Source organism: Lysinibacillus sp. NPDC093197, assembly GCF_044754025.1.
Classification (GTDB): Bacteria; Bacillota; Bacilli; order Bacillales_A; family Planococcaceae; genus Lysinibacillus.
This window is the reverse complement of record NZ_JBIVOH010000001.1, coordinates 293,133-315,101: the sequence shown is the minus strand read 5'-3', so window position 1 is coordinate 315,101 and position 21,969 is coordinate 293,133. Positions and strand designations below refer to the sequence as shown.

General features: G+C 34.1%; 23 protein-coding genes. 20 read left to right on the top strand and 3 right to left on the bottom strand.

Annotated elements, in window-relative coordinates; translation table 11 throughout:
- Nucleotides 1-145 precede the first annotated feature (145 nt).
- From ACIP9G_RS01555 to ACIP9G_RS01525, 7 genes are all read left to right on the top strand, one after another.
- Nucleotides 146-475, top strand: a complete 330-nt coding sequence (locus ACIP9G_RS01555) for a hypothetical protein (RefSeq protein WP_401016860.1) — start codon at nt 146-148, stop codon at nt 473-475.
- A 566-nt stretch (nt 476-1,041) separates the two neighbouring features.
- Complete coding sequence (locus tag ACIP9G_RS01550; RefSeq protein ID WP_401016858.1) at nt 1,042-1,272, top strand: hypothetical protein; 231 nt, start codon at nt 1,042-1,044, stop codon at nt 1,270-1,272.
- 213 nt (nt 1,273-1,485) lie between these two features.
- A complete protein-coding gene (locus ACIP9G_RS01545) occupies nt 1,486-2,220 on the top strand; it encodes a metallophosphoesterase (RefSeq protein WP_401016856.1) in 735 nt (244 codons plus the stop codon).
- Between the two features lie 594 nt (nt 2,221-2,814).
- A complete protein-coding gene (locus tag ACIP9G_RS01540; RefSeq protein WP_401016854.1) occupies nt 2,815-3,504 on the top strand; it encodes a FadR/GntR family transcriptional regulator in 690 nt (229 codons plus the stop codon).
- A gap of 4 nt (nt 3,505-3,508) precedes the next feature.
- A complete protein-coding gene (locus ACIP9G_RS01535) occupies nt 3,509-4,747 on the top strand; it encodes a CynX/NimT family MFS transporter (protein WP_401016853.1) in 1,239 nt (412 codons plus the stop codon).
- A 147-nt stretch (nt 4,748-4,894) separates the two neighbouring features.
- Nucleotides 4,895-5,056 (top strand): hypothetical protein, encoded by a 162-nt coding sequence (locus ACIP9G_RS01530; protein WP_340824470.1) that lies wholly within the window; start codon nt 4,895-4,897, stop codon nt 5,054-5,056.
- 345 nt (nt 5,057-5,401) lie between these two features.
- Nucleotides 5,402-6,892: an MFS transporter gene (locus tag ACIP9G_RS01525; RefSeq protein ID WP_340824471.1), complete on the top strand. Its 1,491-nt coding sequence runs from the start codon at nt 5,402-5,404 to the stop codon at nt 6,890-6,892.
- A gap of 228 nt (nt 6,893-7,120) precedes the next feature.
- Here ACIP9G_RS01525 and ACIP9G_RS01520 read toward each other — a convergent pair whose 3' ends face one another.
- Nucleotides 7,121-7,741 carry a flavin reductase family protein gene (locus ACIP9G_RS01520; protein WP_401018142.1) on the bottom strand — a complete coding sequence of 207 codons (621 nt, stop codon included), beginning with the start codon at nt 7,739-7,741 and terminating at the stop codon, nt 7,121-7,123.
- A 216-nt stretch (nt 7,742-7,957) separates the two neighbouring features.
- Here ACIP9G_RS01520 and ACIP9G_RS01515 point away from each other — a divergent pair, with 216 nt between their 5' ends.
- The 6 genes from ACIP9G_RS01515 to ACIP9G_RS01490 all read left to right on the top strand — a co-directional run bounded on the left by ACIP9G_RS01515 (nt 7,958) and on the right by ACIP9G_RS01490 (nt 11,372).
- A complete protein-coding gene (locus tag ACIP9G_RS01515) occupies nt 7,958-8,284 on the top strand; it encodes a pyrophosphohydrolase domain-containing protein (RefSeq protein WP_401016850.1) in 327 nt (108 codons plus the stop codon).
- A gap of 79 nt (nt 8,285-8,363) precedes the next feature.
- Nucleotides 8,364-8,684 carry a hypothetical protein gene (locus ACIP9G_RS01510; RefSeq protein ID WP_401016848.1) on the top strand — a complete coding sequence of 107 codons (321 nt, stop codon included), beginning with the start codon at nt 8,364-8,366 and terminating at the stop codon, nt 8,682-8,684.
- Nucleotides 8,685-9,001: 317 nt separating this feature from the next.
- A complete protein-coding gene (locus tag ACIP9G_RS01505) occupies nt 9,002-9,253 on the top strand; it encodes a hypothetical protein (RefSeq protein WP_401016846.1) in 252 nt (83 codons plus the stop codon).
- Nucleotides 9,254-9,459: 206 nt separating this feature from the next.
- The gene (locus ACIP9G_RS01500) at nt 9,460-9,720 is read left to right on the top strand and encodes a hypothetical protein (protein WP_401016844.1); all 261 of its coding nucleotides are present in this window, start codon (nt 9,460-9,462) and stop codon (nt 9,718-9,720) included.
- A 99-nt stretch (nt 9,721-9,819) separates the two neighbouring features.
- The gene (locus ACIP9G_RS01495; protein WP_401016842.1) at nt 9,820-10,353 is read left to right on the top strand and encodes a hypothetical protein; all 534 of its coding nucleotides are present in this window, start codon (nt 9,820-9,822) and stop codon (nt 10,351-10,353) included.
- Between the two features lie 170 nt (nt 10,354-10,523).
- Nucleotides 10,524-11,372: a hypothetical protein gene (locus tag ACIP9G_RS01490; RefSeq protein ID WP_401016840.1), complete on the top strand. Its 849-nt coding sequence runs from the start codon at nt 10,524-10,526 to the stop codon at nt 11,370-11,372.
- Between the two features lie 754 nt (nt 11,373-12,126).
- Here the strand turns inward: ACIP9G_RS01490 and ACIP9G_RS01485 are convergent.
- Together ACIP9G_RS01485 and ACIP9G_RS01480 are read right to left on the bottom strand one after the other, a co-directional pair.
- Nucleotides 12,127-12,426 (bottom strand): hypothetical protein, encoded by a 300-nt coding sequence (locus ACIP9G_RS01485; RefSeq protein ID WP_401016838.1) that lies wholly within the window; start codon nt 12,424-12,426, stop codon nt 12,127-12,129.
- Between the two features lie 391 nt (nt 12,427-12,817).
- Nucleotides 12,818-13,084, bottom strand: a complete 267-nt coding sequence (locus ACIP9G_RS01480; protein ID WP_340824483.1) for a translation initiation factor 2 — start codon at nt 13,082-13,084, stop codon at nt 12,818-12,820.
- 485 nt (nt 13,085-13,569) lie between these two features.
- Between ACIP9G_RS01480 and ACIP9G_RS01475 the strand changes: the two genes are divergently transcribed.
- From ACIP9G_RS01475 to ACIP9G_RS01445, 7 genes are all read left to right on the top strand, one after another.
- On the top strand, nt 13,570-14,310 hold the full coding sequence (locus ACIP9G_RS01475) for an N-acetylmuramoyl-L-alanine amidase (protein ID WP_401016835.1): 741 nt from the start codon (nt 13,570-13,572) through the stop codon (nt 14,308-14,310).
- 366 nt (nt 14,311-14,676) lie between these two features.
- Entirely contained in the window at nt 14,677-16,194 is a 1,518-nt protein-coding gene (locus ACIP9G_RS01470) for a lmo1851 family serine protease (RefSeq protein WP_401016833.1), read from the top strand.
- A gap of 68 nt (nt 16,195-16,262) precedes the next feature.
- Complete coding sequence (locus ACIP9G_RS01465; RefSeq protein ID WP_401016831.1) at nt 16,263-17,165, top strand: CobW family GTP-binding protein; 903 nt, start codon at nt 16,263-16,265, stop codon at nt 17,163-17,165.
- Nucleotides 17,166-17,543: 378 nt separating this feature from the next.
- A complete protein-coding gene (locus ACIP9G_RS01460) occupies nt 17,544-18,203 on the top strand; it encodes a CAP domain-containing protein (protein ID WP_401016829.1) in 660 nt (219 codons plus the stop codon).
- Between the two features lie 178 nt (nt 18,204-18,381).
- On the top strand, nt 18,382-19,815 hold the full coding sequence (locus ACIP9G_RS01455; RefSeq protein ID WP_401016827.1) for a spore germination protein: 1,434 nt from the start codon (nt 18,382-18,384) through the stop codon (nt 19,813-19,815).
- A complete protein-coding gene (locus tag ACIP9G_RS01450; RefSeq protein ID WP_340824489.1) occupies nt 19,812-20,849 on the top strand; it encodes a GerAB/ArcD/ProY family transporter in 1,038 nt (345 codons plus the stop codon). Before ACIP9G_RS01455 ends, ACIP9G_RS01450 begins: the two co-directional genes overlap by 4 nt.
- Complete coding sequence (locus ACIP9G_RS01445) at nt 20,831-21,910, top strand: Ger(x)C family spore germination protein (RefSeq protein WP_401016824.1); 1,080 nt, start codon at nt 20,831-20,833, stop codon at nt 21,908-21,910. The genes ACIP9G_RS01450 and ACIP9G_RS01445 overlap by 19 nt, the downstream gene beginning before the upstream one ends.
- Nucleotides 21,911-21,969: the final 59 nt, after the last annotated feature.

Genomic DNA, 21,969 nt, shown 5'->3' with positions numbered 1-21,969 from the left:
AAACCTCTTAAGCAATAAAAAGTTACGTTTATGATGACAATGGGCATCCACTAACAATAATTTACGAAGGCGTGTCTTATATCGATATAATGAAGATGCAAAATTATATTACTTAATGGCCCGTTACTATAATCCAGTGATGAATGTGGATCCAGATGGAGAGTTCAGTATTCGAACATCAGTCTTGATAACTGCAATTGATTTATTGGTTTCAACAATACCTGGATTATATGGGATAAACAAACTTATTCAAGCTGGAAAACCTAAAAAAATGGTTTTTAATTTGTTAAAGGGGAAACAGAATACTCTTAAATTGAAATTGAAAAAATATTTTACTCAATTAGGTGCAAAAATGAATGTAGCAATAGCTCAATCAGGAGTAATTGTAAATGGATTGATGACTGTTTTTAGTACTTCCGTAGGTGGTATTGTGGTATGGGTAGTTAAGCGCTATTTCTTCCAATCAGTATTATAAAAAAGCAAAGAGATATGGTAGTTGGGGCCATTAGTGAAATATGATTATATTGACTTCGGTATAAGAAAATAAGAAAGAGGCACACACATGCTCGAATTTTTCCAAATAGTTTTTTTAAAATCGATTATAGCAGTTACCATAATCATATTGGTTTTGTTAATTTTTGAAAATAAAAGAACAATAAAATTTATTAGAAATGATATCAATAAAACATTAAAAAACTTTAATATTATTATTATATTGTCCATAATAATTTGTGCTTTAAATATAAAATTAAGTATTATTTATTTAGAAATTAATGTTCTGTTTCTACTAAACATTATGATAGTTCTGATTAATTTTAAATTCAATAAGTTGAATAAATTTGGGGTGATAACTTTAATTGGAACATTTCTAGCTTTAACAATTATACGATTTATTTATCAAAATCAATGAGTAGTTAATACCATCAACCCATATTGTTATGCAGGGTATCGTTAATTTTTTACGTCAAAGAGGTTTCAAAGTATAAAAATAAAAAAGAGGAATATCAGAACAGAATGTTTCAGTAAATAAAGGAGCAAATCATGAAAAAATTAGTTGATGAGGATGCTGGATCAGATGGGGTTTATATCCATACCCCTAACAATAATGATAACAACTTCCCGCTTAAGTTAGAAGATATAAAGTGGGATTGTACTATTCCAAAACAATACATGGATTTAATAAATCTAAATGAGTATAATGTAGGGCATTATACTGGAGAATCGAATAGTTACTTTATAATTCAATCAAAAAATCATGGGGTAAGATTATAGTATTTTATTGAACCTAAATTATCAATAAGAATTGTGGGGATTGTATTATACTTGTTCTCACGCACGGATAGTTTGATTTATATATAAGAATATATGAGATTAAGTAAGTATCAGGTATCTTTGCAATCATTTATAACCGAAAAAAGTCGAATTTTGTAACATTCTTCTCTATAATGAAAAGTAACACCTGTTAAACTAGAAAGGATGCTTTTTATGACACGTATTTTAGCCATTAGTGATATACATGGGGAATTAGAACTTTTAGAAGAATTATTAATAAAGGTAAAGTTTGATGCTACACAAGATAAACTATTTTTGCTCGGGGATTATATTGATCGGGGACCTGCTTCATGTGGTGTGTTGAATATAGTTGCTGAGCTACAAGCCACTGGGGCACGTGTGCTACTGGGAAATCATGAGGCACTTATGCTAAAAGCATGTCGTTTAGGGACTCCAAAAGCTTGGAATCATTGGGCTGTAGTCAATGGCGGGGATGCGACACTTGCTAGCTATGGCTATCATATGGAAGATTTTGAAGATGCTATTCTTACTAATACATTACCTAGTTACATTCAAACATTACCGAAGCTCGAAGAACATTTACAGCTTATAGAAACTTTTGAAACGTATATAGAGTTAGAAGATGCAATTTTTGTCCATGGTGGTGTTGTGCCGGGCGTAGCGTTAGCGGACACAGACCCCTTACGACTTTTATGGGTTCGAGAGGAATTTCATACTGGTTATAAAGGCGAGAAAACGGTGATTTTTGGGCACACACAAACATATGAGCTACATCAAGACCCAACAAATTACGATGTTTATTTTGGTGACAATAATATTATTGGTATTGATGGCGGTGCTGTATTTGGAGGGCGACTTCACGCACTCGAATGGCCGAATCGTCAAATTATATCTGTTGAAAGTAAAAATCCAACAAGGTTAGAGTAACTTGTTGGATTTTTTTCGGTTTTACCTATATAACAGTTAACTTATAAACTTGGAAGTGGCTATTCAGCAAAGCTGTTGTATAAAATACATTCTGGATACTCTGAAAATTAGGGTGAGTAAAATCAACACGTTTAATGGACTTATACTTAGCTACAAACTTAGACAGAGAATTAAATGTTGAGCAAATCGAAATTACAAAGCACAGCGCTGCCCTTCAATGGGCGCACAAAGCCAATAAAAAAACTACCTGTTTTTTATAGGTGGTTTTTATTTATGATTTAATTAGATTTGTATCTATCTTCTAACATAACGAGGTCCATCTTTACTTTGCGTTATTCGTTCTACAAAATTTAAGTCATTTTCTCAATTCGGTACTATCAAAACATAGAGCAGATGATTCCCGCACTAAATTTATTCTCCTTTAATTTACAATTCGAAATTTTATTCCTACCGTCAAGTTAGAAATTCATATGCGCACTTTACCTATATATCTCAGCAATGTTAATAAGGATGTACATCGGATTGACAATCCTTTTTCTTTATGTTAACTTTACCAACATACCAATCATCCTACAAATTTAAGGAGGCGTAATTATGATTCAAAAAACAAACAGAATGAACCTAGTAGAACAGGTTGCTTCTCAAATAGAGCAGTTAATTGAATCTGGAAGCTGGCAAGTAGGGGAAAGAATTCCTCCTGAAATGGAATTGATGGAAAAGTTTGATGTCAGCCGTAATACACTTCGCGAAGCAATTCGTGCCTTAGTACATGCAGGATTACTTGAAACGAAACAGGGCAGTGGAACAACCGTACGCTCTGCCAATTCTCTTGGAGCAGCACTTAAACGTTATGTAAAAAAATCAGCATTGCTTGAAATCCTTGATGTGCGCTTAGCTTTAGAGAAACAGGCTGCCCAGTTGGCTGCTGAACATAGAACAGAAGCGGATTTAGCAAAACTTGAATCATATATTCAAGATTCGCTTCAAGCTGCTGAAAAGAGTAATCGAGAACACTTTATAGAATTAGATATTAGTTTTCATAAAGCGGTTGTAGTGGCTTCTAACAATCAGCTCTTAATTGATTTATACGAGCCACTGTTAGAAATCATCTATTCGTTTGTGGAAGATTTAATGACAATGAATGCGCCTTTTAAATTTGAAGAAGAACTTCACATTGAGTTATATACAGCCATTCGTAGTCAGGATAAAGTAGCTGCTGCAACCTATGTTGAAAACTATATGGAGGCATTAAGAAAAGTAATTGTTAAATTGATGGAGGAATAACAACATGAATAAGGAAGCCTTATCATCCACATTAAATAAAAATACAAGAAATAGTTGGTTATTACTGATTGGTATAATCTTAGTGGGGTCTAATTTAAGAGTGCCTTTAACTTCTGCCGGCTCACTTATACCTTTGATACGAGATGATCTTGGTATCAGTAATGCTCTTATAGGAACGATTACAACAGTACCTTTACTTGCCTTTGCACTGCTTTCACCGTTTGCTCCAAAAATAGCAAATCGGATTGGCATGGAATTAACGATTACTTTAGCCCTTATATTACTTATAATTGGTATTGTAATTCGCTCATTTTCAGGAATTTTCTCTTTATTTTCTGGTACTATTTTAATTGGGGTTGCAATTGCAATGGGTAATGTACTTATTCCAGGGATTGTAAAAATGAATTTTCCACAAAAAATAGGTTTGATGACTGGAATATACGCTATATTCATGAATCTTTTCGGTGCGCTTGGTTCAGGGGTAAGTGTCCCTATTGCTTCTATTGGCAATTTTGGATGGCAAGGGGCGCTTGGCATATGGGGAGTATTGACAATCATCTCTTTATTGCTGTGGCTACCACAACTTAGTAAACGACAAAAAGGTGAGAAAGTACAAGTCAATGTAAAAAACAAAAAAGGTAGTTTGTGGCGTTCTCCACTTGCTTGGAAGATAACAATATTTATGGGTGGACAATCACTAATGTTTTATACTTTAATCACATGGTTACCAGATATTTTAAATATGAAAGGGTATAACTCAAATACTGCTGGTTGGATGGTTTTTCTAATGCAGTTTGCACTCATCCCTGTAACGTTCATTGTCCCAGTACTAGCGGAAAAAATGAAAAATCAAGTTGGTCTAAGTATCACAACAACAATCTTATTTATCATTGGATTTGCAGGGCTACTGCAAGGAAGTTCTGTGCTAGTTCCTTTCTGCGCTATCATTCTTGGAATTGCAGGGGGGAGTGCCTTCAGCCTATCCATGATGTTCTTCACACTAAGAACAAGTGATGGAAAAGAAGCAGCAGAAATGTCAGGAATGGCTCAGTCTTTCGGTTACCTTTTAGCGGCAGTTGGACCAGTGTTGGTTGGCACACTGCATGATATAACAGGTGGATGGTCAATCCCTCTTATTTTACTCATTTGTATTTCATTCGTTCTGTTAATTGTTGGTATAGGAGCAGGAAAAGAAGGATATGTTACAAACGATTTAGATCAACATCATACTATGTTGAAGTAGTAATCCTGACACGAACATTTGGTGTTGGAATTAGCTGTGAAATTATTGCAAATAAATTAAAGAACAGTGATTTTTCCATTTGAAAATAATAGTTTAATTGACTCGGGTATATCATTATTTTTCTATCGATAGAAAGGAGTATGTATTTTGGTCAAATTAATCATTAAAATACTTATTACGCTATTTGGTGCGATTGTAATTATTACAGATTTAAAAGAAAATACCGCATGGTTATTTAGCTTTTGGATTGTACTCGCTTTGTATATGATTTTCGAAGGATTTTTTTCTAAAAAGAAAAATTTGCAATGATATTTATAGTGAACTTAAAAAGGTGTAGGATTTGATTTACAAATGTTTTAAAAGCCTTCCACATAATCTGTGGAGGGCTTTTCTTATTTAAATTGGAAGGAGTGAAAGGCAAACAGATATATTATCGTATTAGTCGCTTATTTTGTTGGCTGGTTTGACCATTATTATTTCGTTTTCCTGATGCTCCTATAAGAATTCGTTTTTATTCTTTTTTCAAATAACTTTGATTAGTAAGGCATTTTCGATGGAATTTTGGTTTTTTACTTTAAAGGAATTAATAATAAATCACATATTGGATAGCTTAACAATAGTATCAATTAATTTTAACAACGAGGAGGATTTCGATTGGCTGATTACAATAACCTTAATAGCCCAAAATTTAAAAGAAAATCGAAACCAAAGTTGAAAAAAGAAGAAATTACTGTTGTTGACACGAGTTCCGCCCGAAAGGCTGTTATAGCAACTGCTGTTGGTAATGGAATGGAATGGTTTGATTTTGGAATTTACTCTTATTTAGCTGCTACAATTGGACAAGTATTTTTTCCTGAAGTAAGTGGTCCTATGCAATTAGTATTTTCTTTTGCGACGTTTGCTGTTGCCTTTATTGCTCGACCTATTGGAGGTATTTTTTTTGGGATGCTTGGGGACCGTTTAGGCCGTAAAAAAGTCTTAGCTATTACCTTAGTCATGATGGCACTAGCGACATTGAGTATTGGCTTAATTCCAGCTCATTCATCCATAGGGTATACTGCCACAGTACTTTTACTCATTGCACGTTTAGTTCAAGGATTTTCATCGGGTGGAGAATATTCGGGTGCTATGACGTTTATTGCCGAGTCCACGCCAGATAAGAAAAGAGGGTTTATGTCAAGTGGTCTTGAGGTTGGAACCTTAGTTGGCTATATCGCAGGAGCTAGTCTTGTTACTTTACTTACTTATATTTTAGGGGAGCAAACAATGTTAGATTGGGGTTGGCGAATTCCATTTTTCTTATCAGCCCCTATTGGTTTAATTGGCTTTTATTTGCGAAATAATTTAGAAGAAACACCTGCTTTTGAAGCAATGAAAGAAAAAAAATCAGAAGATGATAATCATATATCTGTAAAAAATATTTTACAATTTCATTGGAGAGCAATAGTTGTCGGAATGTTTGTTGTTTTCTTTTACATTGTTGTAAACTATATCGTTTTATCTTATATGCCATCTCATTTAACGGCTGTTCTTGGATATGGAGAAGCAGAAGGGCTTTTATTAATTGTCATTGTAATGGTTATTATGATTCCAATTGTACTATTAATGGGGTATTTTAGTGACCGCATAGGAGCGAAAAAGATTATTCAAGGGGGGTTAATTGGACTAATCTTTTTAAGTATACCTTCGTTTAATTTGATTGGTAGCGGAAACACATTACATGTATTTTGGGGGTTATTGATTCTAGCAGTATTTTCAGCTTCTTTTCAAGGAACAATGCCAGCACTATTGCCCTCCTTATTTTTTACAAATGTAAGGAATGGGGCTTTGGCGATAACATTTAATATTTCTGCGTCATTGTTCGGTGGTACAACACCTTTACTTGTATCATGGTTAATTAGTAAAACGATGAATGAAATGGTACCTGCCTACTATGTTATATTTGCATCTGTTGTCGGGATTATCGTTGTAAGTATCTTTCTAAAAGATACTTCAGGCATGGCACTTCGAGGTTCCCCGCCAGCTGTTGAAGAGAAAGCTGAAATAAAAGAGATTTTAGAAGATCCCGAAGAAGCATTATGGTGGCACGAAGAAAAGAAAGAGATTGAAGGGCGAATTGAGGATCGCTTGGAAGGTGAAAAGTGAAATTAGGCAACATATTGGAGGTTGTAGAGGCTGCTATGCAAGAGTAGCTAATAGAGCAAGGGTTATAAAAACGCTAAAATAAGAAAAAAGCAACCGACTAAAAGCGACCATTTTATAAAATGGCATTGAAGAAGTCGATTGCTTTTTCTTTACATTTAATCTTTCGGTTAAGTATTAGAAAATTTATTGTCTAGGTGGAATTGCTTATTAGTTCTTCTATAAAGTCTTCTATGCTCGAAAATTGTTACCTAACTTGTTACCAAGAGCAAAGTAATGACGGAAATTATAAATAAGTGGGCTCCATTTATTTGGATCAATATGATTTTCTTCAATAATAATTTCCTCATGTGCATGTACGTGTATTGCTTGTGTTTCGACAATGGCAAAATGAGGAGAATAGTCTGGGATACGTATGTGTTTAACCTTTGCCTCAATTTGAATGGGACATTCCATAATCCGAGTAGGTTTTACTAAAGTAGCCTTAATAGGCGTTAATCCACTAATATCATATTTCTCTTTTTTATAAGTATAGCCATTTTGCTTTTTATATTCAGGAACTGGATTTTTCCCTGTAAAAGGGGCTAACTGTTCAACATTCTCCCAAAGTGAGGGGTCTGGTATATTAATGACACATTCAGGATGTCGTTCTAAATTTTCAATTGCCTTCCCACCAATGCCAACACCTAATACAATATAGTCTCCTAATGCCCAAGAAGATGATAAAGGGCTAATATTTACTGTTCCATCCTCATTCAAAGTACTTAGTAAAATTACAGGGAATCCATAATATAAAATTTTAGGATTAATATTTTTTGTATGCTGGATGGTTTTTTGCTTTATTATTTTCATTTTCATTTTCATTCCTCCTACTAATTATTCTTATTTTCAAAATTCATTGTAAAATATTTATATTTCGAGAAGTATCGAAGTGTCGATTACATATGAAATTTTCTTTAACATTAGAGAATGTTGTTGTGCCTTTTTATAAACTATCGAATAGAGCTAAAATTAACTAGAAATATATTACAATAAAAGTGTGATATGAAACTATAAAGGAGAATGACAATGCCTGTTTATAATAAGTTAGTAAGAGATCAGATTTTAGAAATTATTGAAGCAGATGGTTTAAAGTATAATGCAAGAATTTTAGAACCACAGGATCTTCTAGTAGAAGTAAAAGCAAAAATGTTGGAAGAAGCGAAAGAGTTTCATGAGGCAAATAACGTTCAAGAGAGTGTTGAAGAATTAGCCGATCTTTTAGAACTAATACATACAGCTATCCATGCGTTAGGTGTAAGTTATGAAGAATTAGAAGCGATTCGTGAGCAGAAGAAGGCTAAACGTGGGGGATTTGAGAAGGCAATTTATTTAATTGATGTAGAGGATAGATGAAAATTGGAACTATTTGTCTAGCCCAAACGTCTAAATGCTAATTAAATGGAAATTGTAAGCATGAAGAGGGGGTTTTATAGTGATTGGTTTACTTAATATTGGCAGTTTAGTGATTGGTATCATTGCATGGCTACTCCCTGTCGTTGGACTTATGCAATCTAAAAAGAACGACTTTAAAATATGGGGATTGCTTTCTAGTTTGAGTTTGAGTGCTTGTGCTATTTCTCTTATTTTTCAAATGTACTATCAATACCATCTCGTTAATATTGAGGATTGGAGTGCGCTTATGGACACAACAGGAGGTGTCATTTTTGCTGCAACAGTTCTTCTTGGCGTAACTGTCATTTTGAATATTTTAACGCTAATTGTATTTCGTAAAAGATTGCAAACTGCTAACTAGAAGTGCGAAAGGGTATGATTAATTGTTAAAAACCTACGACACTTTTGTTAATTTTTGTTTTAGCAGTCGATTTGCTTATTTTTCAATTAAGTATAAATCATTATTATTTTGCATTTCTTAAATATTCAGGAATACCAATCCCAGCAATGATAACGGTCATTGCAATTTTTTTGTTCGTTAGATCTTTTAATATTAGTACTTTTGAGTTAATTGCGATATCTATTATTGCATTTCTAATCCTCGTAGTAATTATTTTCGTTCATTCTATTAAGGATTTTACTATTGACTCTGTTACATCACCATCTGGAAAAGAAACATTGACAATCGAACATCGAAATGCCACATTAGGAGAAACTACCCATATATACAACTTTTATCGCAACACCACTTTTCCTGGAGTGATAAAGAAGATAAACAAAGATAAGGTAACAATAATAACACATGAAAGTAGTTCCACTCCTGACGATCTAGATGTACTCGGAATAGATAATGTCCAATGGTTAAAGGGCGAAGGGGTTATTTTTAATTCAAGTTATGCTAAAACAAAAGTGGATTTTTTTGGACATTAATTTCATTGAAAACGAAGGAAAGCGATTGTGCGAATTAGGGCAATCGCTTCTTTTACAATCATCGCATATATATACTAAGTTCGTGAAAGTGGCACATTAACTTGCTTATTAAAAGTATTCCACTTGTATAAGATGTGCATGAAAGCCATTTATGCATTGAACCTGAGAAGGTTGAGCACAGAAATTGATTGAAGGGAGCAGAAAAGATGAAAAAATCGTATACGAAGTTTCAAAAGATAAAAATTATTTTTGGTGTTGTACTTTTACTGCTTGCACTACTTAGTTTTAGATATGCTCATCTTACGAATATCGTTATGACAATAGTAGCTATAATAATGCTAGTGACTAAAATACAAGATTTAAAAAAAGGCAAAAAAACAATCTCGGACTTTTTGCTAATTGGTTTATGGATATTATTAACCATCGCAATGTTCCTAACCACTGTTATGGAAATTATTAATTTTTAGGTTATAGAACACAATCCTTCACTTACATCAGAAGTAAGAAAGGATAGTGTTCATTTTTTTGGAGAAAATATACTTAAATATAATTTAGGAGCGATAAAAATGGCGAAAAATATACTGCTTTCATTGTTTTTCGTAAATATTTTCCTATATGGAACAATTAATAAATCAGTTTATGCAAATTTAAATGATCGTCCTCAACCGATAGAGCAATTTCTTCCTGAAATAGGATACAAAACTATTGAAGCTGCAATAAAAGATTTTGAACAATATTTTAATCAAGAACTTAAACTGCCACTTCGGGTTCCACCAATAACCTTTACACATCAGTTTGGACGGTTTAATTCTGATCATCATTTAGAAGTAATGATGATAAGTGATGAATGTCCTCAAAACCATTATAAAATTGATATTCGACCTATTGAGCAAAAAATCAACTTTGAAAAGTATATGTCAAATGTTTTCAAATTGGAAAATGGTAATAATGCACTTTATATTGATAATCCGAAAATTGGATTTAATTTATTAGTTATCGAAAGAGATAATTGGCAATACGTGTTTAGTATTGATAGAGATGTGGCAGATAAAGTAACAGCTGAAACGCTTGTTCAAATAGCAAATACGATAGACTATTGATAACATGTTCTCTATTATGTGGTGAGCTAGTAAGAAATTAAGTTGCTTAAAATCTTGTGAATGGTATCCACTTTAAAAACTGCTTCTTTTGCGGTCTTTTTGAAAAAAGCATTACTTCACTAAATTCGTCCATACTACAAATAATCATTGTTTTTATTTGAATAGGAGATATGTTGGTGAAGAAAATATTGCTAATTTCAATGCTGTCACTCGTGGTTGCGAATGCTTTATCGCTTGTTGTTCACGCGAATGAGCAACAAGAAGAAGATTTCATGCAAATTGTTAAGGCATTTATGCCGTCGAACTCTTCACTTATCAATCCCAATATGCCTGTCTCCACAAAGTCCATTCAATTTTATGATTTTAACAACGATGGGCAGAAAGAAATCATTTTTACGTTTGAAATAAAAGCAAAAGATCAACCTGCTCCTTCCCATTTCGGCGCAATTGTTCTTAAAAAGGACCAGAACGGATGGCATAAAGTGTGGGAAACAATAACGGAAGGTGTAAGTTTGGACTTTTCTGGTTTGATAGACATTACAGGTGATGGCATAAAAGAGTATTTATTCAGTGTTACAATCGGTGCAGCAATCGGAAGTGAACTTGAAGTTTTCCAATGGGGTAATCATTCATTAAAAAAGATTGCAGAAATTCCTTATAATAAAATGGATGTTGTAAATGAAAAACAAAAAGTGACTATAGCAATTTGGCAACTTTACATTGGTGATAGCTATTTAGTGGATGTCCTAAAATGGAATGGCGAAAAGTTAGTTTATGATGAAGCTTCCTATTCGAAATACTATCCGAACATCGAAAAATTTTATCACGATAAAATTTCACAAATGGATGCTTGGTATTATTGGTATTGCCTCGCAAATGCCCAAATGAAGGCAAAAAAATTAGATGAGGCGAATCGTTCTATCCAAAAGGGAATTGAATTAGCTAAAAAATCTGCTGTGCACGAAGCAGTCCAATACTTTAATGATTTAATAAAAAAGTTAAGGAACAAGAAAAAATAATCGATTCATTCTAAAGCGCGTACCATAGATGGAACGCGCCTCTTTTTTGCAAATGAATCAAAGTGATCAAAGGGGAGTTCAAAATTTTATGCACTAAAGCAAGACAATCTTGCGCGAGGGATAGCGATAGCCATTAATTGCCATTTTTTTTAGAATAAAACGCGAACCAAATAAAATACAAAGTGGTAACAGCTGAAAGACCTAATGAAGCATATCGATTTTGTTCATAAGGCAAAATTATAAAAAGTGCTATGGCAATGATTATTGCGGGGAAAACCGTGTAAAACCAAACCTTTACAGCTTTATTTTTAAATGAAACTTCAAACCTCTCCATGCAATCACCTCTTCAAAAAAATTATTGATGCCCAAATTTCCCGATTAAGAAGGACAGCTACTATAATGAAAATCCAAACCTTTAAATGTTTCATTAAAGACAGTTGGATGAATAATACATGAATACAAAACGCTATTCACTATCCATATTGAAAACGATACTGTAAGAAATATTGAGTTTTGTATAAACCCACGATTCAAAGATTTTTTCTATGGTCATTTTCGTTTCTTCGTTATTCATCGTTCGTCAATTCCTAATTGTGCAAAAGTAAATGTCTCTTGTATTCTTTCTTCATATTTAGTATTTACAGCAAAAGTGACTGTTCGGCTCATTTTGAGTATCCTCCATTATGTATGTAATACACTGGACTTACTTCTAGCTAATTCTGTCCTATATGCAAGTCCAGTATAAAAAGTAGAATCATTGTTTTATCATTTCGCTCTTTAAGGCTTCTTCATTACTATTTTGTTTCTTTTGGATACATAAAATAATTAGTGCTTGTACAGTCATCGCAAGTACGATAAAAATTAAATGCGTATTTTGATAGAACCATTTAGAAATGAAATAAAATATAGGTGCCGATGATAAATAGGAGATATATTGATTTTTAGTTGCAATAAAAACGATTGTTGCCATACAAGAAGTAACCAATAAAATTTCTACAATAACACCGATAGAACTACTGTCTAAGTAGTATTGTAAATCGTTCATATAGGACATGCCAGGTTCACCTCACTTTGTTACAAAGAAATATTTACAAAAATTGTAACATAAAAAAGTCTTATATGGAAGCTAATTGGAAAAATGGTAGTGATTGAAATATGTGTCATCAGCATGATTGTAAGATTGATTTTCACCTTTTCACATTGCTTAATTGACCAAATTTCTATTTTGTCCTCTTCTGAAATATATAACTGTATATAATGATGAATTGGAGAATTTAATGAGAATGCACCAAGATATTGTTCATTCAACAAAAAATCCAAACCTCTAGCTATAGAGGTTTGGATGAATGCTTCATTACGGATTTTCACAATTCACTATGGGAGCTTTAATTATGTAAATGGGTTAGATGCATGGCTAAAGATATTTGACGATCAATGCTTGTATTTTATTTCAAATATTTTTTTATATGTTTTAATTCAGCTATTAAATAATCGATTTGCTTTTGCATATTTTCTGTCTGTTTTGTTTGGTTCGGTAAGTCTTGTGAACTTTGGTTGCTTGCTTTTTTTAATGATTCTAAAGTGAGCCCCGCGGCAATTGTTTGAATGCCATCTCCTAATGTTGAAATGGACGTCCCTATATAGGCAAGCTTTGCAGCGTAAATATCGAGTGAATCCGTAGATTGGTTTGAATTGTTTTGATTGTTGTTCATTGTAAAGCCCTCCCTAATTCCTTTTAATTCTCGGTTATCTTATGACTATCTTATGCGCCCGAGACAAAAAAGGGGAATGGATATCATGCTTTCTTGAGACATTCTGTTAAATAGTATGCTGAAGGGCATTTTAAAGAGCAACACTTGCAGATGATTTTCGTTCATGTCAATTTCGGAAAAAATGATGTTCTGTAACAAAACCACCTTTGGAATGACGCAACAATAAATCAAAAGGTGAGATGCAATAGCTTTAGGCGTTTTACGTAATAGAGTGGATATAAAAACACAACTGAACTTGGCAATAGCGCATACTATAGAATTAAACATCATTTCATATGGATGTTACTAATGGCAAGTGACGAGACTAGAGCAATAAGTTAAACAATAATGCTCGTTATTTGGACCGATTACAATTTAAGTAGTCGGTTTTCTAATGAATCACTATAAAGATATGAAATGTATTTTAATAGGAGGGGGGTAATCGCGTGGTATCAATAAGACAAAAATTAGTATCCGCAAATCAAGCAGCCAAGATTACGAATGGGAAAAACAATGCAAAAAAATATATTGTTGTCCATGAAACCGATAATACGAGCGTAGGAGCAGATGCAGATGCCCATGCTAGACTACAAATTAATGGTAATAGCAGAGCGGCAAGCTGGCATTGGCAAGTAGATGATCATGAGGCAGTACAATCTTTTGAGCACTATTGGGAATGCTGGGGAGCGGGAACTTATATAGGAAATACGCAAGGAATTCAGGTTGAAATATGTGTAAATAGTGATGGCAATTTTAATAAGGCTGTAGAAAATGCAGCAGCTTTAATAGCAAAAATCATGAAAGATGAAAATATATCAATCCAAAATGTCGTTCAGCATCATTATTTCAGTGGCAAAAACTGTCCGAGAAATATACGTGCGGGGAAAGTCTCCTGGACTAATTTTTTGAAAATGATTACAAGTATTGATACGCCACAGCCCGAAAAACCACCAACCGAGTCAATGAAGTACCGTATTATCACTGGAACATATAGTAATCGTAATGCAGCTGTCAGCGTAGTAGATATAATGCAGAAACGTTTTGGCTGGGTTGCTTATATTGAACAGGATGGCGCGCAATATCGTGTGAAAACTGGAACATTTACAGGGCTATCTGCTGCCAAAAGTGCAGAAAATAAAATAAAAACAGCTAAATTAGCACTAGTAACATATATTGTAGAAGCTTAATTACTATAAAACAAAATCTATGAGTATTTTAGTTGACTGCATATAGGAAATGAGTAAAATAGAAAAGCAGTACTATTATATACTTTAAACTTAGCAGCTAAGAGCATAGATGTGCCTCAGGAAGGTATCTGAGGCGCTTTTTATTTATAAATTGCAAATAGAAAGCTTTTTTAGAGATGCTGTTCTATTCAGAGAAAATTGTCTAGGAAAAACGACGTTTTTAAGGTGCAATTTTATGAAGTTAATAGAGGGACAAGAGCTGTCATGAAATTTTGACACGCTTTTTCTTTTCGTCTTCTCTATAACCTGTTAAGATGGTAATAGTGTGACAACAAGTTAGTGTATATGAGAGTGGTGACAATCAAGATGGATGAACAGAAAAAAGATGGTTTAGAACAACAGCAAGAGCAAACACAGCAAGTAGAGGTAAAACCAGCGGGACAATTTATTCAGATGAAACCGTTTAAATTTATTATGCTGATGTTCTTTACAATCTTAATTACCGCAGGCTTAACAATTTTTGCGTTAACATTCGGTGAAAAGAAAGTAGTAGAAGTAAAAGTTCCGATAGAACGTGCGGAATTTACAAAATTATACGAAGCATTTGATATGCTAAAAGACAAATACTACAAAGATATTGATGATGAAAAAGTAGTGGATGGTGCTATTAACGGCATGTTTGATGCATTAGAAGATCCATATTCTGATTTCATGGTGAAAGATGAAGCAGAACAGTTTAACTCTGGATTATCTTCAAGCTTCCAGGGAATTGGCGCTGAAATTCAAGAACGTAATGGTTTTATTACTGTTGTGTCACCTATTAAAAATTCACCTGCTGAAAAAGCGGGATTATTGCCAAAAGACATCATTTTAACTGTTGACGGCAAAAGTATACAAGGATTTAGCGCTTCTGAAGCAGTTGCACTAATTCGTGGTGAAAAAGGTACTCCTGTTAAACTAACTGTGAAACGCGGAGAAAATGCTGAGCCAATTCAAATGACGATTGTTCGGGATGATATTCCTGTTGAAACGGTGTATGGTGAAATGCTAGATGGAGATATTGCGCATATTCAAATTACATCGTTTAGTGAAGAAACAGCAAAAGAGCTAGAAAAAATACTTGCTGAATACGAAGGAAAAGGCATGAAAGGGATTGTCCTTGATTTACGCCAAAATCCTGGTGGGTATTTAAATGCAGCAGTTGAAATTTCTAATTTATTTGTGCCAGAAGGTAAACCGATTGTGCAAGTGCAACAAAAAGATGAGGAGCCTGAAATTACGAATGCTGCAGCAGGAAAAAAATACAATTTACCTGTAACTGTATTAGTTGATAATGGAAGTGCTTCTGCATCAGAAATTTTAGCTGCCGCTTTAAAAGAGTCAGTTGGTGCTAAAATTGTTGGTGAAACTTCTTTCGGTAAAGGGACAGTACAAAATGTTACGCCGTTAAAAGATGGTTCTAATTTAAAATTCACTACTGGTAAATGGTTAACACCAAACGGTAACTGGATCAATGAAAAAGGTATTGAACCAGATGTAAAAGTTGCTTATCCTGCATATGCTTCTTTACCAATTATAGATCCAACGATTGAAATGAAAGACGGCTTGCAATCAGACGCAATAAAAGTGGCTGAAGAAATGCTTGAGGTGCTAGGATATGAGCCTGGTAAAGCTGACGGTATCTTTGACCAGTTTACAGAGCGTGCGGTGAAAAAACTGCAAGCTGACAATAAGCTTGAAGAAACAGGTATTTTATCGAACGAAACAACTTATGCATTAATGGATGCGTTACGTGCAAAAATGAAATCAGAAGATCCTCAACTTTTAAAAGCAAAAGAACTGATTTCTGATGCTAAAGATGAAACTGAGAAAAAAACTAACTAACACAGTAGCTGTCGCACAAGTCGTCTCGTACGGCCTATGCGACGGCTTTTTTTATAGGAGGAATGATTGTGAAGGACGTATATTTATTTAGTGGGTTTCTAGGAAGCGGTAAGACTTCGATGCTGACAGATGTAATTCGTCAACTAAAAGAAAAGGGATTAAAGCCAGCTGTTATTATGAATGAGCTTGGTAAGCTGCCATTTGACTCACAAGCAGTGGAAGAGGATGTTCCTCTTAAAGAGATGCTAGAAGGCTGTATTTGTTGTTCAGGTGCTGAAAAAACAGAGGCTCAAATTCAATCTCTACTATTAGATAGTGAATTTGATGTGCTAATTATCGAAACTACTGGTGCTGCTCATCCTGTAGAAGCATTGGATGCTGTCTATTCTCCCATTTTTGCCGAGCAGTTAAATGTAAAGGGTATTGTCACAGTTGCAGACTCTAAGCTATGGTTAGATCGTGAAACATTAACACCACAAGTTCGTACATTATTTATGGAACAAATACGCCATGCGCATTTATTACTGGCCAACAAAACGGATTTACTAAGCGAAGCGGAGCAAGCTAAAGTAGTTTATGAGCTACAAGGTTTTAATCCACATGCTTTTATTTTGCAAACTACTAATGGACGTGTACCATTACATTTACTTGAAAGTTTAACGGCTACGGTGCAAATCGATAAACAAAATATTATTAAAGCACCTATATCATCAATGCATTTAGGCTCTCGTTTAGTGGAGTTCGACGGTGTTCACTTTACACAGGAGCAATTTGAGGATTGGGTAAGAACATTGCCAGATTCGGTTTATCGGATGAAGGGCTACGTTCCAATCGAAGGTGTTAAAAATCCAATGCTGTTCCAATATGCCTATGGAATGGTGCAATGGCTTCCAGAATACATTAAAATGCCAGCGAAGCTTGTTTTAATAGGTGAAAATATTGGGCGTGTTAATGTAATTGGTGTTGATTAAATTAAGCTGAAAATAGGTTTTAAGAGTATTTCTGCGCGTGCACCTACTAGATAGCGTCAAGCTATCCAGTAGATCCGAGCAGAATTTTTTTATTTTATCTAAGATTTTATAAAATGTTATTCCTACATTTAATGGATTGCTACAATAATATACTGTTCTTTTTAAAAAAACATAGTCTATAAATAGCTTCATTTTGAGTATTGTCAACCCTATATAAAACGTAAGTATTGCATAGCATGGTGAAACTTGCTAAAAATTATAACAAAAAAACCCCTGTTTAACGTAAACTACTTTTCTATTGGAGAAGCTAGCAGATGTTGGGAACATTTTTAATAGAATCGTACTTTACGATAGGTTGCAGAGAGGAGAGATTGCAAAATGAAAAAAACACTTACTGCAATTTGTGCAACATTTCTTTTAGCAGCTCCAATTCAGTTGGCTTCTGCTGCTTCTAATACTACAGAGGGGAACACAGCAAATCAGACTACAAACTGTAAAGTTTACTATAATAATAATTGGTCAAATCACAAGTGGGTTGTAACTAAACCACATACGACAACACCATCTAAAGATACTCAAACAAATCAACAAACAAATCAACAAAATAATACAACTACGACACCACCGACTACTTCTACACCGACGACAACAACATCGGATGTGAATGCTTTTGAACAAGAGGTAGTTAAATTAACGAATGCTGAGCGTACAAAAGCTGGTTTAAAAGCATTACAAACAGATGATAAATTAATGGCTGCTGCTCGAGAAAAATCTCAAGATATGCAATCGAAAAAGTATTTCTCACATACTAGCCCAACTTTCGGTTCACCATTTGATCGTATGAAAGCTTTAGGTATTACTTATAAGAGTGCCGGTGAAAATATCGCTCAAGGTCAACGTACACCTCAAGAGGTAGTACAAGCTTGGATGGATTCACCAGGTCACCGCGCTAATATTTTAAATGCTAATTACACACATATTGGTGTTGGTTATGTGAAGTCTGGAAACTACTGGACACAACAATTTATTCAAAAATAATAATGTCAATGTTTACGAGAAACTAAACAATGCAATAATGGGATGTCCAATAAGTCTTTAAGACTTATTGGGCGTCTTTTTATGTTGAAAAGAACAGAAAACTGAACAATTAAAAAGAAGACATAGCAGTTTGAGAAAAGCCTTTTTTGCCTATACTTCCAAGTATAGGAGGCGTTTTATGGATAAAGTGGAATTAATGATGAAAAGCCTACAAAAAGCATTTAATCATTCGTCTGATTTTACAGTGAGACAAGTAGACTGGCGAGAAGGAACGTCTGCTATTTTATGCTTTTATTCCTCGCTCGTAGATGCAAAAGAAGTGCAAAGAGTACTCGATACTATTTATGCACGTTTAGATACAAACAAGCCCTTTTGGAGTGAAACGTTAATAACCACACTTGAGCCATTTTCTCTACCACTAGCTATTGAGCACATTTGTAATGGCGAAACACTAATTGTTATACCTGAATCTGGTGAAATGCTTTCTCTTACTGTTGTGAACCAAGTACAACGAAATCCTGACGAGCCTAATAATGAGCATGTTCTTCGAGGATCACATGAGGGTCTTGTCGAGGGCCTCGAAACAAATCTAGCATTATTACGGAAACGAATTCATAATCCAGCGCTTGTAGTTAAATCTTTTTCAATCGGTAAAGAGACAAATACGAAAGCGTATTACTTATATATTGATGGGGTCATAAAGCCTGAAACTTTGGATGAGATTGAAAAACGTATTGACGCCATTAACATTGAATATTTTTATAGTGTTGGCCAATTAAGTGATGAGTTAGAGGATTCTGTTTGGTCGCCTTTTCCACAATTACTAAATACGGAGAGACCTGATCGCGTTGTGGCTAATTTAGTAGAAGGTAAAGTCGTATTGTTAACGAATATTTCTCCAACTGCCTTAATAGCACCTGTAACGTTTTTTTCCTTTTATCAATCGCCTGACGATTATAATGGTCGTGTGTTGGTTGGTTCCTTTTATCGGATAGTCCGGTTAATGTCTTTTCTTGCAGCTGTTTTCTTACCTGCATTTTATATTGCGATTATCAGTTTTCACTTTGAAGTACTTCCTTTAGAGTTGAGTAATCAAGTAAAGAGTGACGTAAATGAAATACCTTATCGACCGTTAATCGAGGCTCTTATTTTAGAAATTATTATGGAGCTCATTCGAGAATCCAGTATACGATTGCCACAATCAGTAGGTCAGACAATAGGCATCGTGGGAGGATTAGTAATAGGGGATGCTATTGTAAGTGCTGGCTTAGTATCAAATTTAATGGTGATAGTAGTCGCTTTAACCGCAATTTCAAGCTATGTAGTACCTTCCGTAGAGCTAAATACATCAATTCGTATGCTTCGATTTCCATTTATGTTGCTCGCCTCATTATTTGGTTTTTTCGGTATTGTCATTGGCGTTGTTGTGTTATTGATTCACTTGATTAATTTAAGTTCTTTGAAACAACCATACTTTGCTCCAATTGTGCCATTTCAGCCAAAGGAATTATACAAAGTGTTTGTACGAGGGCCGTATTTCAAACCAACTGTCCAAGTCACAACGTTTAGTCCTCCGAAGGATAACAGTGTAAAGAATGGTGATACACCTTGAATTTTTCCCTATCTAAAGGACAATTTTTTTTACTATTATTTTTTATTGAAACAGGATTTATTTATATATCCTTTCAAACGCCATTAATTAGTGAAAGTAGAAATATGGCTTGGGTGCTATTTATCGTAGCAGCAATATGGCATTATTTTTTATTAATATTTTTTGAACGTTATTATCGTTATTTTTATTTGAATACATTTTTTCAATGGGTCTATAAAATTTACTGGTTTTTAATGCTGGCGTCATTTATAGCCTATATGGAATTTGTATTAGCATCATGGGTTTTACCTCAAACACCCGAATGGATTGTCATCTTTTTTATTGTGGCACTATCGTTATATGCCAATTTAAGTCGACCAGAAACAGTAATCAATATTGGTGTGATGCTTATTCCGCTCGTATTTATTTTTATCATTTTTTTAATGCTAGCGGTACCAGATCTCACTTGGACAAACTTATTTCCGCTTGATTTTACTAATAAAAAAGAAATCATTCAGGGCTTTATTCATGGAGCATTTGCATTTATGGGCGCAGAAATGTTTTTAATATTTCGCCCCTTTTTACAAAAGGAGTTAACTTTAAAGGGCAAGCCGATATTCATATATCAGCTTGTAATTTTTGTATTTTATTTAATCTCAGTGCTTTTTTCTCAAATGTTTTTTACTATTGAGGAAATTAAACTAGTGCCAGAGCCGATTATTTATATTTTAAAATCGCAAGAAGTGACATTTGTGAAGCGACTTGATATTTTCTTTGTGTATATTTGGTTATCTTGGTCAATCGTTACTGTAATGATTGTGAATTTTACCTTTAGAATCATCCATTTTGTAAAAGAAAGAAAACGACCTAAGTTGCAAATTATTGTTTATCATGTGTTGCTAGCGATTGTCCCGCTTTTTTTTGTTAAATTTAGAGTGATTGAATTTATGAAAAGTTCCTTCCATTATATATTTTTAATTTTTACCTTTCTATTGCCTATACTCATTATTTTTTGGAATAAATGGAGGGGGAAAGAGTGCATCGAAAAGGGATAATATTACTGTTGATTGTATTCCTCGCTGGTTGTTGGGATGAGCGTTTATATAAAAACTCGTCAGTTGTGTCACTCGTTGGAGTTGAAGGGAAAGTAGGAGAATATAAAGGATATTACGCTTACCCTAAGTTAATCGATAACAAAAGCAAAATAATGGTAATAGAAGCGGAAGGTATTTCTCCACGCGATATCCGTAATAAAGCGGACATGAAAGTGGAACAAACATTAGATTTGTCTGAATTAGCGACACTTCTCATTTCAAGTGATACTGTAAAAGAACCTCTTTATGATATTTTAGATATTTATTTTCGTGATCCTCAAAATCCGATATCTATTAAAGTTGCGTTGACTGAAGGGGATGTAAAGCCTTTTATTGAGTTAACTAAGGAAGTAACAGACAATGCAGGGGGGTACTATCAGCGCTTTATTGAAAGTACTGAGAAAAATACAATTTACCCCAAACTTGATTTACAAATGATTGGCTCGACGCTGTTTGATGATGCAATAGATATATCAATCCCCTATATAAAAATGAATGAAGAAAAAAATATAGCAGATGCAGCAGGGGTTGCTTTGTTTTCTGGTCAGGTATTTACAGGGAAAATCTTAAATCCTAAACAATCGTTAAGTATGCTTTTATTAATGGATGAAGCAAGTCAACATGCACGTATTGAATATATGATGAATTTAAATGATAAGGAAATACCTGTCACTTCAGAGGTCATTCATTTAAAAAGAAAATGGATAATCAACGAAGCCATGGGAAAAATAACAATGGACTATAAAATCGATTTAGAAATTGATGAGTTTTCAAAGAATCATTTGTATAAGAAGGATACGTTAGAAGCGCTAGAAGATAATTTTCAACAAAGAATTCAAGCTGACTTTGAGGAAGTGCTTCAAATACTACAAGAACAGAAGTCAGATACGTTAGCGATAGGTCGATATATTCGTGCCTATCATCCAAAAATGCTTAAGGATGACTGGCACGAACAATTTGCATCACTTACATTAGAGCCGAAAGTGAAAGTTTCGATTATTCGTACAGGGATTCTCCGATAGTAAGGACTTTAGTCTTTGATACAGAAAACAACGCAAAAATGTTCATATTCAACATTTTT

What these genes read in the sequence shown, in the direction of transcription:
- ACIP9G_RS01550 (WP_401016858.1), top strand. Translation starts at nt 1,042, where the DNA reads ATGAAAAAATTAGTTGATGAGGATGCTGGATCAGATGGGGTTTATATC.
- ACIP9G_RS01545 (WP_401016856.1), top strand. Translation starts at nt 1,486, where the DNA reads ATGACACGTATTTTAGCCATTAGTGATATACATGGGGAATTAGAACTT.
- ACIP9G_RS01540 (WP_401016854.1), top strand. Translation starts at nt 2,815, where the DNA reads ATGATTCAAAAAACAAACAGAATGAACCTAGTAGAACAGGTTGCTTCT.
- ACIP9G_RS01535 (WP_401016853.1), top strand. Translation starts at nt 3,509, where the DNA reads ATGAATAAGGAAGCCTTATCATCCACATTAAATAAAAATACAAGAAAT.
- ACIP9G_RS01520 (WP_401018142.1), bottom strand. Translation starts at nt 7,741, where the DNA reads ATGAAAATAATAAAGCAAAAAACCATCCAGCATACAAAAAATATTAAT.
- ACIP9G_RS01515 (WP_401016850.1), top strand. Translation starts at nt 7,958, where the DNA reads ATGCCTGTTTATAATAAGTTAGTAAGAGATCAGATTTTAGAAATTATT.
- ACIP9G_RS01500 (WP_401016844.1), top strand. Translation starts at nt 9,460, where the DNA reads ATGAAAAAATCGTATACGAAGTTTCAAAAGATAAAAATTATTTTTGGT.
- ACIP9G_RS01495 (WP_401016842.1), top strand. Translation starts at nt 9,820, where the DNA reads ATGGCGAAAAATATACTGCTTTCATTGTTTTTCGTAAATATTTTCCTA.
- ACIP9G_RS01490 (WP_401016840.1), top strand. Translation starts at nt 10,524, where the DNA reads ATGTTGGTGAAGAAAATATTGCTAATTTCAATGCTGTCACTCGTGGTT.
- ACIP9G_RS01485 (WP_401016838.1), bottom strand. Translation starts at nt 12,426, where the DNA reads ATGTCCTATATGAACGATTTACAATACTACTTAGACAGTAGTTCTATC.
- ACIP9G_RS01480 (WP_340824483.1), bottom strand. Translation starts at nt 13,084, where the DNA reads ATGAACAACAATCAAAACAATTCAAACCAATCTACGGATTCACTCGAT.
- ACIP9G_RS01470 (WP_401016833.1), top strand. Translation starts at nt 14,677, where the DNA reads ATGGATGAACAGAAAAAAGATGGTTTAGAACAACAGCAAGAGCAAACA.
- ACIP9G_RS01460 (WP_401016829.1), top strand. Translation starts at nt 17,544, where the DNA reads ATGAAAAAAACACTTACTGCAATTTGTGCAACATTTCTTTTAGCAGCT.
- ACIP9G_RS01455 (WP_401016827.1), top strand. Translation starts at nt 18,382, where the DNA reads ATGGATAAAGTGGAATTAATGATGAAAAGCCTACAAAAAGCATTTAAT.